At 36.7% G+C, this 15656-nt stretch carries 13 protein-coding genes; 10 read left to right on the top strand and 3 right to left on the bottom strand.

All coding sequences use genetic code 11. The features are described 5' to 3' along the window. The first annotated feature begins 203 nt into the window (after positions 1–203). Together PN497_RS10485 and PN497_RS10490 are read left to right on the top strand one after the other, a co-directional pair. On the top strand, positions 204–1634 hold the full coding sequence (locus PN497_RS10485; protein ID WP_096571801.1) for a bifunctional orotidine-5'-phosphate decarboxylase/orotate phosphoribosyltransferase: 1431 nt from the start codon (positions 204–206) through the stop codon (positions 1632–1634). A 440-nt stretch (positions 1635–2074) separates the two neighbouring features. Then, positions 2075–2332 carry a hypothetical protein gene (locus PN497_RS10490; RefSeq protein ID WP_096571802.1) on the top strand — a complete coding sequence of 86 codons (258 nt, stop codon included), beginning with the start codon at positions 2075–2077 and terminating at the stop codon, positions 2330–2332. Here PN497_RS10490 and ggt read toward each other — a convergent pair. Beyond that, positions 2329–4056, bottom strand: coding sequence for a gamma-glutamyltransferase (gene ggt / locus PN497_RS10495; protein ID WP_096571803.1), 1728 nt, complete (start codon positions 4054–4056; stop codon positions 2329–2331). The genes PN497_RS10490 and ggt overlap by 4 nt on opposite strands. Positions 4057–4224: 168 nt before the next feature. On the opposite strand from ggt, the gene PN497_RS10500 reads away from it, so the two are divergent. The 5 genes from PN497_RS10500 (at position 4225) to modB (ending at position 9063) form a co-directional block, all read left to right on the top strand. Continuing rightward, the gene (locus tag PN497_RS10500) at positions 4225–4536 is read left to right on the top strand and encodes a type II toxin-antitoxin system TacA family antitoxin (protein WP_096571804.1); all 312 of its coding nucleotides are present in this window, start codon (positions 4225–4227) and stop codon (positions 4534–4536) included. Then, the gene (locus PN497_RS10505) at positions 4537–5067 is read left to right on the top strand and encodes a GNAT family N-acetyltransferase (protein ID WP_096571805.1); all 531 of its coding nucleotides are present in this window, start codon (positions 4537–4539) and stop codon (positions 5065–5067) included. A gap of 199 nt (positions 5068–5266) precedes the next feature. Further along, the gene (locus tag PN497_RS10510; RefSeq protein ID WP_096571806.1) at positions 5267–6421 is read left to right on the top strand and encodes an AAA family ATPase; all 1155 of its coding nucleotides are present in this window, start codon (positions 5267–5269) and stop codon (positions 6419–6421) included. Further along, positions 6418–7023, top strand: coding sequence for a DUF4276 family protein (locus tag PN497_RS10515; protein ID WP_096571807.1), 606 nt, complete (start codon positions 6418–6420; stop codon positions 7021–7023). The genes PN497_RS10510 and PN497_RS10515 overlap by 4 nt, the downstream gene beginning before the upstream one ends. Before the next feature lie 231 nt (positions 7024–7254). Beyond that, positions 7255–9063 (top strand): molybdate ABC transporter permease subunit, encoded by a 1809-nt coding sequence (gene modB, locus PN497_RS10520; protein ID WP_096571808.1) that lies wholly within the window; start codon positions 7255–7257, stop codon positions 9061–9063. A gap of 111 nt (positions 9064–9174) precedes the next feature. Here modB and mltA read toward each other — a convergent pair whose 3' ends face one another. Both mltA and PN497_RS10530 read right to left on the bottom strand, forming a co-directional pair. Further along, a complete protein-coding gene (gene mltA / locus PN497_RS10525) occupies positions 9175–10446 on the bottom strand; it encodes a murein transglycosylase A (RefSeq protein ID WP_096571809.1) in 1272 nt (423 codons plus the stop codon). Positions 10447–10676: 230 nt separating this feature from the next. Further along, complete coding sequence (locus PN497_RS10530; RefSeq protein WP_096571810.1) at positions 10677–12002, bottom strand: proton extrusion protein PcxA; 1326 nt, start codon at positions 12000–12002, stop codon at positions 10677–10679. A 76-nt stretch (positions 12003–12078) separates the two neighbouring features. Between PN497_RS10530 and PN497_RS10535 the strand changes: the two genes are divergently transcribed. From PN497_RS10535 to PN497_RS10545, 3 genes are all read left to right on the top strand, one after another. Then, positions 12079–14256: a hypothetical protein gene (locus tag PN497_RS10535; protein WP_096571811.1), complete on the top strand. Its 2178-nt coding sequence runs from the start codon at positions 12079–12081 to the stop codon at positions 14254–14256. 289 nt (positions 14257–14545) lie between these two features. Beyond that, a complete protein-coding gene (gene msrA, locus PN497_RS10540) occupies positions 14546–15211 on the top strand; it encodes a peptide-methionine (S)-S-oxide reductase MsrA (protein ID WP_096571812.1) in 666 nt (221 codons plus the stop codon). Positions 15212–15233: 22 nt separating this feature from the next. Further along, positions 15234–15389, top strand: coding sequence for a hypothetical protein (locus PN497_RS10545; RefSeq protein ID WP_272110080.1), 156 nt, complete (start codon positions 15234–15236; stop codon positions 15387–15389). Positions 15390–15656 lie beyond the last annotated feature (267 nt).

Raw genomic sequence — 15656 nt, forward strand, 5'->3', positions numbered from 1 at the left:
GTTGTCAAGGTACAGATTGCCGTTAGGCAGTTAGGTTTTTATACAGGTTGATTACCGTTCCTGTGAGAATGATTATAGCACAGGTGACTGAGGCGTAAACGCCTCCTTATGCTTTCATCCCTTGCCTCAAGGACGGTTAAGAGTCAAACTCAACTTATGCTACAATTATTTAATTCAAAATCAAATTACTGAAAAAATTAAACATGAATTTTTTTGATAAGTTAAATACGACCATTGTCCAAAATCAAAGTTTACTATTTGTGGGACTTGATCCAAATCCTGAGATGATTCCAGCCCGTTATCAATCATCTGATTTGATTACAGGTTTAGAAAGTTGGTTGCAATTTATGATTGCGGAAACGGCTGATTTTGTCTGTGCTTATAAACCAACTTTGGGTTTTTATCAGGTTTTGGGTGTGCCGGGTTTAGAGTTGTTAATGAGAATTTTAAAATCTATTCCTAGTCACATTCCTATTATTTTAGATGCTAAACATAGTGATTTAAATACTAGCAGTGTTTTCGCCCATTCAATATTTACAGAATGGCAGGTAGACGCGGTTACTCTTAGTCCCTATACTGGTCAGGATCATGTTGCACCTTTTTTAGTTTATCCTGATAAATCTGTATTTATTTTATGTTGTACTTCTAATCCTGGTGCTGCCACTGTACAACAATATCCTCATAATTCACCGCTTTATTTACAGGTTGTTCAAGAATCAAAAACTTGGGGAACTCCTGAACAATTATGTTTAGAAGTGGGAACTACAAATGCAGAAGTTTTAAAATCTATTCGTTCTCTTGCTCCCGAAAGAATTATTATGGCACGGAGTATTTGGGCTGGGGAAGGTAATATTAAACAAATTTTGGCAGCAGGTTTAAATGCTAACGGTGATGGTTTGTTAATACCTGTTTCTCAAGATATGTTAGGAAGTGCAAATCTATCTGAAGAAATTCAATTTTTACGCAGAGAGATTAATGAATTTAGAGGTGAATTTATCCATGATGCTTCTAGTTGTGAAGTTTGGTTTTCTGATGTTGATGTGCAAGATAAACATCCTCATCAAGATTTGATTTTACAACTTTTTGATATTGGTTGTATTATGTTTGGGGAATTTGTCCAAGCTTCAGGGGCGACTTTTCCTTATTACATTGATTTACGGAAAATAATTTCTAATCCCCAAGTTTTTAATCAGGTGCTTAGTGCTTATGAGGAGATTTTAAAAAATCTAACTTTTGATAGGTTGGCTGGTATTCCTTATGGTTCTTTACCTACTGCAACTGGTTTATCTTTAAGGTTGGATTGTCCGATGATTTTTCCCCGTAAAGAAGTTAAAGCACATGGTACGCGCAGAGTCATTGAAGGTAACTTCCATCCTGGCGAAACGGTTGCAGTGGTTGATGATATTCTGATCAGTGGCAAAAGTGTGATGGAAGGAGCAGAAAAGATTCAATCTGTGGGATTAAAGGTTAATGATATTGTGGTATTTATTGACCATGAAAAGGGTGTTAAAGATAGATTAAAAGCAAATGGTTATTGTGGTCATTCGGTTTTAACTATTTCGGAAATTGTGACTACTCTACACGAAGTAGGCAGAATAAATGATGAACAATTGTTAGCTTTTAGGGAAAGTTAGTTGGTAAGGAGTCAGGAGTCAGGAGTCAGGAGTCAGGAGTCAGGAGTGATCATATTCCATAAAAGTTGGGGATCTTATTCTCTACTCCCTAGCTATATCCTTATATCTGTGAAAAGAAGAACTTATAGATTATTTTTGGAGATTTTTGGAAAAATCGTAGTGTTTGTTACATACAGTCACAAAAACGATGGTTAACATTAAAAAAATATTGTACTGGAAGAAAACATTTTGAGAACAACCTTTTTGTTCTGTGTTTGTCTTCTCATCTCGCGGAAAACCGCATATAGGAGTCTATCTTCTTCAGAAATTTACCTGAGTTTAATAATATCAAATTCCTCTAGTCTAACCTTTTAGACTCATAATTTCTCTCACAAAAATGAGGCAGGTATTAACACAATCCTGTCTTAATGCAACATAAGCTAAACGCAAAGGAGTTTACCATGCAACGACAAATGTGCTGGTTATCTAAGTCTGGTGATGATGGTGAAAAAATCTTACATTTGCAGACTTCTCCTGGTCAACCTTGGCGGCCTTATACGGCGTTTCCTCAATTTTCTGTTCCTGATTATCAAATACCCGGTGGTTCTAAGGGTTGGGCAACTTATCAAAAATTGCTGAAAGCGGGCTGGACATTAGTTCCTAGCGCACGGGCAAATGAGTTTAGCGATAATTTTGCAGAATCAATGGTGCAATATTAATAACTACTAGCTGAACCTTCACCACGGGGATCTGCGGCTCCCTCTAATGTATCATTTTCTGTAACTGCGATCGCATTTGCATTACCCCAAGGTGCAGTTTCTTTGATTTTGTGTCCCCGACGACGTAAGTCTTGCAAGGTTAACGCATCTAAACCCCAAGACTGGACAAGTAACACATCGGGTAGCCACTGGTGATGTATGCGTGGTACGGAAACGGCTGCACCCACATCCATTTTGTATTCCAAAACGTTGAGTATTATTTGCAATACTTGGGTGATGATGGTGCTACCACCGGGAGAACCGACGGCTAAACGCAAGCGGTTGTTTTCGGTGACGATGGTGGGTGTCATACTGGATAGGGGTGTTTTCCGGGGGGCGATGCTGTTAGCTTCGTTACCAACTAACCCAAAGGCGTTTGGTACTCCTGGTGCGGCTGCAAAGTCATCCATTTCATTATTTAACACTATTCCTGTTCCTGGTGTGACTATTCCCGCACCAAAACCTAAGTTAATGGTGAAGGTTAAACTAACGGCGTTTCTGTCTGCGTCAACTACGTTTAAATGACTGGTTTCTGTTTTTTCAGGAATTGTTGTTGTTTTCAATCCTGGTTTTATTTCTGTTGATGGTATCGCCTTTTTCATGTTAATTTGTTGGCGACGTTTTTGGGCGTAATTTTTGCTAATAAGTTCAGAAACGGGGACTTGAACAAAATCAGGATCACCTAAATATTTAGCGCGATCGCTATAAGCAATTTTCATACTTTCTACCATTAAATGGATCGCGTCTGGGTGATTCCATCCTAATGATTTTAAGTCTGTGTCACCAATAATATTTAACATTTGTAATAAATGTACACCACCTGATGATGGAGGTGGCATAGAACAAACTCTTGCTGTTCGGAAGTTGCCACAAACAGGATCGCGCCAAATTGGTTGATATTGTTTTAAATCTTCCAGAGTAATTAAACCGCCATTTTTTGCCATATCATCAGCGATAAGTTTGGCAATTTTTCCAGTGTAAAAACTTTGAGGATTTTCAGAAATTTCTGTTAAAGTTTTTGCTAAATCACTTTGAATTAATCTTTCCCCTGGTTGATAATATTCACCGTTGCGAGTGAAGATTTTACTGGCTGCTGGGTTGTTGAGAATTTTAGGTTTACGGTCTTGAAAACGGGAGAGAGAAAGCCAAGAAACTCTATTACTGATAATAAAACCATTTTTAGCCAGTGCAATTGATGGTTTAACAACTTCTTGCCAAGGTAACTTGCCATAACGACGATGTACTTCATACATACCCGCTACAGTTCCGGGAGTTGCTACTGCTAAATAACCGTTGGTACTTGCACCGGGAATTACTTTACCATCAGCATCTAAATACATATTTTTTGTTGCTTTGATGGGTGCGCGTTCCCGAAAATCTAAAGCTTTAATTTCTCCGGTTTTTTGAGAATGAAATAGTAGGAAACCACCGCCACCAATACCTGCGGAAAATGGTTCAACTACGGAAATTGCAAATGTGGTTGCTACTGCTGCATCTACGGCATTTCCGCCTTTTTTTAATATTGAAAGTCCGGCTTCACTTGCTAAAGGGTTGGCGGATGTAACCATTCCGTTTTTGCTTTTTACAGGTACGTTGATGGTAGCTGATACTGCTTGGGTGGTGAGGATAGCAGTCAGGGAGATGAAAGAGATGATGAGGTTTTGGGTTTTGGTTATGGTGGGCATTTTTACGGTAGGGGATATTAATTAGACCACAGGTTAAAATAATTAATTTTAGTAGCTAGATAAAATATTTGACATTTTTCGAGCTAAATGGTTAAACTATTAGTATATTGTTAGGACATTTGCCGTACATATAATTTATCACACTATGTTATTTGTGTAGAGGCTATCATGACTCATACATCAGCTAAAAGCAGCCGAGAAAAATCCTTGCGATCTAAATCAGAAAGATTAGAAGCCCGTATCAGTCCAGAAAATAAGGAATTGTTCCAACGTGCGGCTGATATTCAGGGGAGGACACTCACAGATTTTGTAGTTAGCAGTCTTGTCAGTGCGGCAAACCAGATTATTCAAGAAAATGAAATCATGATATTAAGCAGAAAAGACCAAGAGGTTTTTGTAGAAGCACTGCTTAATCCACCTGAACCCAGCGAAAAGTTACGGGCTGCTGCTCAACGTTATAAAAAGAATATGGGTGTATAAGTGGAAAATTTAATAGATAGTTCTGATGCTTTCAAGCATTATTTAATAGAGCCGCTAGGAAAAAAACATAACCGGGCAGCCTTCTGTTGTGGTGTTGATAAACTAGATAATTATTTTCAAAAACACGCTGGGCAAGATGCACGTAAACGAATGGCAGCCCCATTTGTTTTAGTAGAAAAAAGTTCTGGAAATATAGCAGGTTTTTATACATTATCATCAACAAGTATTAAATTAGAAGAATTGCCTATAGAGATAACTAAAAAACTGCCAAAATATCCTCTACTTCCTGCTACTTTGTTAGGTAGATTAGCTGTAGATCAAAACCATCGCCAAAAAGGGTTGGGCGAAATGTTGTTAATTGATGCTCTATATCGTAGTCTGCAAAGTGAAATTGCCACACTTGCTGTTGTGGTTGAAGCTAAAGATAATCAAGCACGATCATTTTATGAGCATTATCAATTTTCTCGCTTTCCTGATTATTCTAACAGGCTCTTTTTGATGATGGATACAATAGAGAAAATGCTTGCATAGAGGGTTTTGGTGATGGTGGGCATTTTTATGATTGGTTAAGTAGTGACAACAACATAAATTTATAAAGATTTATTAAAAATTCAGCATTATTTTGAACAGAGATGTTTTAAGTATGATGTAATTATTACATTGAAAAAGGACAAAAATCAGTCAAATGCTAAAATAATATTGATTTATGGTTATTGGCAAGAGTTAGATTATGAACTCATTTGAACGTATAACTATTGAAGGATACCGTCGCTTATTTAATGTACAACTAGATATGCGAGATCGTCCTCTTACAGTCATGATTGGTGCTAATGGTGCAGGTAAAACTTCTTTATTAGAAATTTTTTCACTTTTAGCAGCATCAGCAAATGCTCAATTAGCAAATAAAATTTCAGAATTAGGTGGACTACCTGATATTGTTACTCGTGATAGAGCTAATAGTATAACCATTTCTTTGTCCATGAGTGTACCAGGGTATGCACCACTTAATTACCAACTGGAAGTTGCTCTAAAAGGTTTCACTTATGAAATTGCAATAGAAACACTAACTCAACAAAATAACCCTCATGCTGTAGAGCCATTCCAATATATTGAATCTCGTGGATTGGATGTAAAATATTTTAATACGGAAGACAGAGCATTATTACGCCCAAATTGGGATCATAATCCCTTAGAAACATCTCTTGCTCAAGTTCCTAAAATGTATCAAGCACCCGAAACTCTGCGTAAAGAATTAGCATCATGTACATTTTACGGTGCATTGAATGTTGCCCCTAAAAGTCCCGTGCGTTTACCTCAACAAATGCGTCCTGCAACCTTACCAGGTGCTAACGGTGAAGATTTAGTTTCCTGTCTTTATTATTTACGAGAAACTGAACCAGAACGATTTGAAATTATTGAAGATACCCTTGCTGCTGCTTTTCCAGATTTTGAAAGATTGAGTTTTCCTCCAGTAGCAGCAGGAACTATTACAATGACTTGGAAAGATAAAAATTTTTCTAAGCCTCTTTATATGCACCAACTGTCAGAGGGAACTTTGCGGTTTATTTGGTTAATCACATTGTTGTTAAGTCCTGGTTTAACTGCTGTCACTCTGATCGATGAACCAGAAGTTAGTTTACACCCAGAATTATTAAGATTACTTGCTGATGTGATGCGAGAAGCTTCACAAAAAACTCAGCTAATTGTTGCCACTCATTCCGATAGATTAATTAGATTTTTGAAACCTGAAGAAGTGTTAGTTTGTGATGCAGAAGATGGTTTAACTACTATGACTTGGGGTGATACTTTTAATTTAGAACATTGGTTAGAAGATTATAGTTTAGATGAACTTTGGGCGATGAATTTAATAGGTGGTCGTCCATGAAAATAGCGATTTTAGTTGAGGGTGCAACAGAAACAGCTTTTAAGCCAGTTTTATTATATTTTCTCAAATCACGTTTACAGCAAATGCCCAAACTCAAGTTTATTCCCCATGATGGACGCATTCCTAAAGGAGATAAACTAAGACGAATTGTTGAAAATTTATTGATAGGTAAAGATGCTTTTGATGCGGTAATTGCTTTAACTGATGTTCATACAGGAACTAATGATTTTAAAGATGGGGAAGATGCTAAAGCGAAAATGCGAGAATGGGTAGGGAATAATCCTAATTTTTATCCCCATGTAGCGCAATATGATTTTGAAGCTTGGTTATTACCTTATTGGTCAACAATTCAGAAATTAGCAAAATCTAACAAGTCAGCACCAGCAGGTTTACCGGAAAAGGTAAATCATGGAAATCCACCATCTTATAGAATTAAAGAAGTATTTGAAACTGGTAAATGTCAACGCAGTTATAATAAAATTCGTGATGGTGCGAGAATTTTGAAAGACCAAGATTTAATGGTTTCTGTTAATCAATGTCCTGAATTAAAGGCATTTATTAATACTATTCTTGAATTATGTAAGGGAGATTTAATTCCATGAATTAGGAAATAATGATATTACGAATGGCTTATCTGTTAGCTACCATGCCCGCCCGGAAATGAATTTCCGGTCTCATAGCCAAAGTAAACTAAAGTTTACTAAGGAATTTTCCCATGATTTAGTCATTTTTAGATGACTTTAGCTATTAGCAAGGAAATTAATTTCCTTGCGGGCTTTTAATTTTCCCCTATTCCCTGATATACTACCAACTAAGTTGGAAATATACAAATTATGCCACAGGACTTATCACCCCTCTGGATATCGCTGAAAACCTCATTTTTAGCGACTTTTATCACCTTCTTTTTCGGTCTTGGTGCTGCTTACTGGATGTTGGGATATCGGGGTAAAGGGAAATCTATAATTGAAGGGATATTCGTTGCACCGCTAATTTTACCGCCTACGGTTGTGGGTTTTTTGTTGTTACTATTTTTTGGTAAAAATGGTCCTGCTGGTAAATTATTAGAACCTTTTAATGTGACTATTGTATTTACTTGGTATGGTGCGGCGATCGCTGCAATGGTGGTTTCTTTCCCATTAATGTATAAAACTGCTTTGGGTGCTTTTGCACAAATTGATGCTAATTTATTAAGAGTAGCGAGAACTTTAGGCGCTAAGGAATTTACTATATTTTGGCGGGTAAGTTTACCTTTAGCATTTCCTGGTATTTTAGCAGGTGCAACTTTAGCTTTTGCCCGTGCTTTGGGTGAGTTTGGTGCAACTTTGATGTTAGCTGGTAACATTCCTGGACAAACGCAGAATATACCAATGGCGATATATTTTGCTGTGGAAGCTGGGGATATGGATGAAGCTTGGTTTTGGGCAATTATTATTGTTTCAATTTCCTTAACAGGAATTATTTTAACTAACTTTTGGCAAGAACGCAAGCAGAAAATTAGACGCACTAATAAAGCTGAAATTCAAATAATAAAATCAGAAAATCAATCCTTTTCTTTACCTCCTAATTATTTGACATCTGGTTTATTGATAGATATTGAAAAAAAACTCTCAAGTTTTCATCTGAAAATTGCCTTTAATACGGATAACCAACCTTTAGGTTTATTAGGAAGTTCTGGCGCAGGTAAAAGTATGATTCTCCGGTGTTTAGCTGGAATAGAAACACCAACTAAAGGCAGAATCGTATTAAATGATAGAGTTTTATTTGATTCAGAAAAAGGAATTAATGTTCCTGTTCGTGAAAGGAAAATAGGGTTTTTGTTTCAAAATTATGCTTTATTTCCTCATCTCACAGTAGCGCAAAATATCGCTTTTGGTTTACCTAAAGAATTATCAAATGGGAATATTAAATTAGAGGTAGAAAAGCAATTAATAGCCATGCACTTAGAGGGTTTAGGTAATCGTTATCCTCACCAACTTTCAGGAGGACAACAACAACGGGTAGCTTTAGCGAGAGCGTTAGCAAGTCAACCAGAAGCTTTACTTTTAGATGAGCCATTTTCTGCCCTGGATACACATTTACGCAGTCAGTTAGAACAACAAATGACAGAAACTTTAGCTGATTATTCTGGTGTGACTTTATTTGTTACTCATAACATGGAAGAAGCCTATAGGTTGTGTCCTAATTTGTTAGTTTTAGAAGACGGAAAAGAAGCACATCATGGTTCTAAATATGAAATTTTCCAACATCCTGCTACTATGAATGTGGCAAAAATTACAGGATGCAAAAATTTTTCTGGCGCTGTTGTTTTGTCATCCCAAAAAGTAGAAGCCATTGATTGGGGTTGTACTTTAGAAGTTGTAGAATCTATTCCTGAAAATTTATCTCATATTGGTATTCGCGCCCATCAAATTGTGTTTAAGAATGATGCAAATCTGGAAAATACTTTTCCCTGTTGGTTGGTGAGAACTAGCGAAACTCCTCACCGCATGACTTTATTTTTAAAGTTGCATTCTCCAGCGGAAAATGTTCATGATTATCATCTACAAGCAGAAGTTTATAAGGAAAAATGGGTGACAATTAAAGACAAACCTTTTCCTTGGTATGTGCATTTAGATCCTGTAAGGTTAATGTTGATGGAGTAGGTTAATTTTCAGATCCCCGACTTCTTGGAGAAGTCGGGGATCTTTGGGGGATCTTTGGTAGAAGTAAATATTTCTCACATCTTCCCATTTCTATTTACTGTCACCTGTCACCTATTTCAACAACAAATAAAATAGTTGTCCATTGCTGACTGTCACACCAGCGCGATCGCCAGCAATATCTCCTGTTCCCAAGTAATAATCTACTCTACCTGGTCCTTTAATTGCACCACCTGTATCTTGATCTAATACAAAACGGCTAACTGTCCGATTTTCCAATTCTCCGTTATTTTTAACAAAAGGAAAAGGTGCGCGAATTAAAGCTAAAGCACCAGGAGGCATTAAAGATTTATCGGTAGCTATAGAACGTTCTGGAGTCAGAGGTACACCAACAGAACCATGTGCCGATCTCCCATAGGTTTCTCTGAAAAAGACAAAGCTATTATTTCTGGGTAAATAAACATTTAAATCTTGGGGATTTTTTTGGAAATACTCAAAAATTGTGGGCATGGTTACGCCATTTTCAGGTAATTTTCCAGCCTCTACTAATGTCCGCCCCAAACTTTTATAATTATGGGCTGTATTCCCAGCATATCCTATACTTGTTTCTGTTCCATCTGTTAATTTTAACCGTGCAGAACCTTGAATTTGAATAATATAAGGTTCAAATCTATCTCTAAACCAAAATAATTCTAAACCTTTTAATTTACTTTGAGAACCTTGTAAACCATCTGCACCTTCTAATTCTAATCGAGTGGGATGAGGTCTAGTCCAAGATTTTAAATCAGGTGGTAAGCGGTAAACAGGATATTTAAATTCTTTGGTTGGTTTGCGACTAGCTAAATATAATGGTTCATAATAGGCAGTAAATAATACAGTACCTTGACTATCTCTGCCTATAGATTGATAATAAACAAACTCTTTTTCAATAGCTGTTTGTAATTCTTGAGGCGAATTAGTTGATAATACTAATTCTCTGAATCTTTGCAAACTACGATAAACACGATTTCTGGTAATTCCAGAAATTTTATATCTTTGATAAGTAGCCGCAGCCTGCCGAGTTCTTAAATATTTTAAACTCTGATCAATAGATTTTATTAATGCTTTTTTATCCGCTATTTCTTCTTGTTCACCATCATAAATCCTTGCATCTAAACAAGAATCATCATTTTCACAACAACCAACCGGTAATCTTTGTACAAGTACAGGTAAATTTTTAGTATTTTCAGTTTTTAAAGCTGTTGGTTTCAACTCTGTGGGTAAATTCCACTTAGTTACTTGACATTCGGGAGGAATTGTGTCTCGATTTTTAATCGCTGGCATTTCCAAGAAAAAAATCGTGAAGAAAAACGGTAAGCTAAAAGTTGTATTAAATATCTTTTTCATGGAATTAATTTATTCTCTTTTATTCTGATTGGAAAATTTTGACAATTATTCTGACTCCTGTACGGGCGAAGTAGGGGCGAAGTAGGGGCGAAGCATTCGGAAAATAGCCTGGTCATAAAATTGATAATTTGTTGCCCGAATGCTTCGCCCTTACAGGAAAATAGCCTTTTTATAAAATTGATAATTGGTCGCCCGAATGCTTCGCCCCTAGAACTCCTGACTCCTGAAATTTACTCATTCATATTATGGTAAGTAGCAACAGCGGAAGGAGAAATGCGATTCAAATAACGGAAAATCCAATATTTGAAAATTGTATCTAAAATCACGGGAAATGTCGCAATGAATAAGAAAATAAAATCCCTATTTGCTGGTAAACCCCAGTGTCGTGATAAACCTTCCAGAATTACTTCCCAACCGTGGGGAGAGTGGAAGCCGACAAAGACATCAGTAAATAATATAATAATAAATGCTTTGGCGCTATCACTCAAGCCATATACTACATGATCAAAGAAATCTTTGAGAACTGAAATAGAAGATTGGCTGATCAGCAACAACCAGACAAAAGCAACTACAGAAAAAACATCTGCAAACACATTTTTAATCGCATTAGCACTTTCGCGCCGAAATTCCTCTGCTACCTCCTGTGCTTTTTCTTGCATTTTAATTTCTAGCACTTCTGATGATAGCGGTGGTGCATCACTAATCAAATTTTCAAACTTGATTCTTTCTTCAAATGTTTGCAGTTCTATTAGTGCTTCTTCTTCCATTTCTTCATTGATAAAAATCTGTTCTGTTTCTGAATCTCTAAAACGATCAACTACAGGACCTACTACTACAGCTTTGGCTATTTGATGGGTGAGAAGTGGCACAATAATTAATAGTAAAATAAATCTCACAGAGATAATTGTGATTTTTTGCGTCTGCCGAAAATTCTGCACTACTTCTTGTTCTGAACTGGGATCTAATTCCGCTTGCAGACGAGTAATAGTTGTTAGAATTGAACGCGGTAAAACTCCTGTAGAATCAGCTTTTCTTTTGGGTTTATTATTGTTGTTTTTAATTACAGGTTTTGGTGTGATTGGTTGATTACTTACTTTATTTTCTGCTACAATGATAGATGGATTTACTAAATTTTCTGAATTGTTTTCTAGAACATCATTTACAGCGTCATTGGTATATTTACCAATGACTTGATCAATGAATTCTAACTTTTTTAAAACTAAAGCCGCATTGGAATATTCTATACCTGCTTTAGCTGCTGCTTTTTGCTTAGATTCATTGGAAAACCAACGACTGGCTTTAAACTCTGTCAGCCGCATCCGTACATTTTTTAATAATTTTTGTAAATCTGCTTGAAAATAATCCATGACACTACTACTGTACATAGCAGCATCACTGCTAATTTTATTACCATTAAAATGATGATCTTCTATTTCTTTAATTTTTAAAGCTGATTTATAAGCTTCCTCTAAAGAGCGTTCTGGTGTCAGTAAATACCATCTGTAAGCAGCCAGGAAAAAAGAGTATATTTTTTCACTAAACACAGGGTTTTTCATCCTCAATGCTCATTTAACACTGTTTGGTGATTCCTAAATTTAAGTTAACGCAGAAGTTATAATCAGGAGTAGATTAGTGGTTTCAAATTCTTTTTGGATTGTTGGTACTAGCCGCAGCGGAAAAACTACTCGTTTAGCCCAACAGTTTTGTGATTGGGTGCAACAAAATGACAATCAAGATATAGAGTTATTTTATCCGAAAAATCAAAATCGGAAACAAGCTAAAAGTGCAATTAAAACCGCAAATCTTTTGCAAACAGAACCCGGTGCTTTAGTTTTAGCATCTAATGATGATAATCGCCGATTATTAACTGATAAAATTGTCACTTTAACTTCAGGAAAATCCCCTATTCGAGCAAAAACAACCTTGGGTTTTATTCAAGATGAAGTGATTTTATTTTGGCCGTTATTGGTGGAATCTTTACAAATAAAAGCACAATTTCCGGTAAGATTGCGCCCAGAAACAGAGCAAGAATTAGCAACAAAGCGTTGGAATTATCAATTAGATGCAGAAACTTTGCGACGTGCAGGAGTGAATGAATATCGCTTAGTGAGGCGGATATTAGACTTATGGCAACTAGCAGCTTATAGTGGTACAGCTTGTGAAGATATTGCTAAAGTTTTACAAACAGGTTTACAAGAAAATACTAATAATCTAGAACCAGAATTTTTCACATCTTTGCTGTTAGATTGGCGGAATTGGTGTTTAAAAAGAGGATTATTAACTTATGGTTTAATTACCGAACTTTATCACCAACATTTATTAACTAATAGCGATTATCAACAACATTTAAAAAAACGTTATCAGATGATAATAGCTGATGATGTAGATGATTATCCAGCCATAGCTTATCACTTATTTGAGTTTTTATTAGATGCGGGTGCGGTGGGAGCATTTAGTTATAATCTTAATGGGGGAGTGCGTTGGGGTTTAGGTGCTGATCCTGAATATTTAAACAGGTTAGCAAAACGTTGTCGGGTAGAAAAGTTAGTGAGTTTTCCTGAAGCTAATTTAGCTGAAACCTTGGTTCAACCGATGATAGAATTAGTCACTGAACCGATGACAATTTTACGTTTACCAAAGTCGGTAAAATGTATTCAAACTGCTTCTCGCGCTCAACTTTTGCGACAAATAACAGATGTGATAATTAATGGAATTAAAACGGGAAAAGTAGAACCGGAAGAAATAGCAATTATCGCTCCTGGGTTAGATGCGATCGCTCGTTATAGTCTCATGGAAATATTAACCAAGCAAAATATTCAGGTAGAAGCTCTCAATGAACAACGTCCTTTAATTAGTTCACCCGCTGTCAGAGCATTACTCACCTTAATTACTTTAGTTTATCCCAATTTAGGAAGATTAGTAGATCGGGATGAAGTGGCAGAAATGTTAGTTGTTTTAAGTCACAGTCACACCAATGATGGGAAAGATGGAGAAAAAAAAGAATTTCCACAACCAAAAATTGATCCAGTGCGTGCTGGTTTAATAGCAGATCATTGTTTTGTACCCCATCCAGAAAATCCCCATTTATTAAATATTAAAACCTTTGAACGTTGGGATAGAATCGGCTATACTGCAACCACAGCTTATAATGAAATATTGGGATGGATTGAAAAACAGAAAACAGAAGTTCAAGAAAATGTAATTTACACACCAGTTAATCTTTTATATCAAGCAATGCAAGACTTTTTGTGTAAAGATAATTATACACCATTTCCAACATTAGCAGCATTACGAGAATTATTAGAAACTGCTCAACATTATTGGGAAATAGACACCAGGTTAAAACAAACAATTACCAATTCAATAATACAAAATAATACCATTGCCGAGTTTATTCAACTATTGCGACGTGGTACAATTACTGCTAATCCCTACCCCATTCGTCCTATAGGAAAAGCCAAAAAAGCCATTACCTTAGCTACCATTTTCCAATATCGTGCTAGTCATAGAGATCACAAATGGCATTTTTGGCTAGATGCGGGTTCACCTCTTTGGGCTAAAGGTGGTGCAGCTACTTTATTTGGTGCTACTTTATTTTTACAAGATAGATTAGGAAAACCTTGGACAGCAGCAGATGAACAAGCAGCAGAAACGCAAAGATTACGTCGCATTATTGCAGATTTACTAGCGCGTGTTTCCCAAAGAGTTTATTTATGTCACAGTGATTTAGCTGTCAATGGACAAGAACAAATGGGTCCATTATTACCTTTAGTTCATGCTTGTGATGTAATAGAAAATGAACGCAGATGAAATTAGATGAAATTAGATAAAATTAGATGAATGAATTGATTTGATGATTTTATTTATAGCTGTAGACAAAGTAGTTAGGACATCAATCATACCTGAATATTGTAGGTTGGGTTGACGTTAGGAAACCCAACATTGATAGGCTTTTGTTGGGTTGCGCTATCGCTTAACCCAACCTACGAAAACTCTTAACCGAACAGTATTGCCTCACTACCAGCCTAAATTTCCACCAATCACCAAAATCCTTACAATATAAAGGTAAAGCCATCATACATAAAATACATCAAAAACAATGGGATTATTCGGATTTGGTAAAAAAGTGGCAATGCCCACACCTACACAAGCACTGCCAGGACGCACAGAAAAAATGCCCGTACCTGCAACACACTTTGTCAACAAAAACCCCTTAAAACCTCCGTTTCCTGAAGGTATGGAAACTGCGATGTTTGGTTTAGGGTGTTTTTGGGGTGCAGAACGCAAGTTTTGGCAACAAAACGGAGTTTACAGCACTGCGGTTGGTTATGCTGCTGGTTACACACCCAACCCCACCTATAGGGAAGTTTGCACTGGTATGACCGGTCACAATGAAGTGGTGTTTGTGGTGTTTGATCCCAAAGTTATTAGTTATTCCCAACTGTTAAAAGTCTTTTGGGAAAGTCATGATCCCACCCAAGGGATGCGTCAAGGTAATGATGTCGGTACTCAATACCGTTCTGGTATTTATGTTTATTCCCCAGAACAAAAACAACTAGCGGAAGCTTCCAAGGATGCTTATGAACAAGCGTTAGTAAAAGCAGGTTATGGCAAAATTACCACAGAAATTTTAGATGCACCTGAGTTTTATTATGCTGAAGATTACCATCAGCAGTATTTAGCTAAAAATCCCGGTGGTTATTGTGGTTTAGGTGGTACTAATGTTGCTTGTCCTGTGGGTGTGTTTGAAACTTCAGTGAGTTAGAAGCTTAGGTGACAGGTGACAGGTGACAGGTGACAGTAAGAAGGCAAGAGGTAAGAAGCAAAAGGCAAGAGAAAGAAGAATGAAAGAATCAAGAAGTAATTTTTCTTCTCCTGCTTCTCCTGCTTGCCCTGTTCTCACTGCTTCTTGCTCCCTGCCCCTCACAGGGGTAGGTTTTTAATATACAGCAGTTTTCATGTCTTTAGACCACAGTAAGGGCGAAGCATTCGGATGATAGTCTTAGGTAAAAACCGATAATTAATTGTCCGAATGCTTCGCCCCTACATTGTTGACGCGAAACCTAGCCTAATTAGGGCTTGCTGAATAAACTCAAAACCTTGATAAATCAAGGGTTTCAGGTGGAAAATCAGGAAATCAGTGCAGGATTTTTCAGGGGTATACTCCTAAAAGCGTGCATTTTCCGGGTGAAATTTCAAAGAATTGGTTA

Source organism: Sphaerospermopsis kisseleviana CS-549 (genome assembly GCF_028329225.1).
In the GTDB taxonomy this organism is placed as follows: domain Bacteria; phylum Cyanobacteriota; class Cyanobacteriia; order Cyanobacteriales; family Nostocaceae; genus Sphaerospermopsis; species Sphaerospermopsis kisseleviana.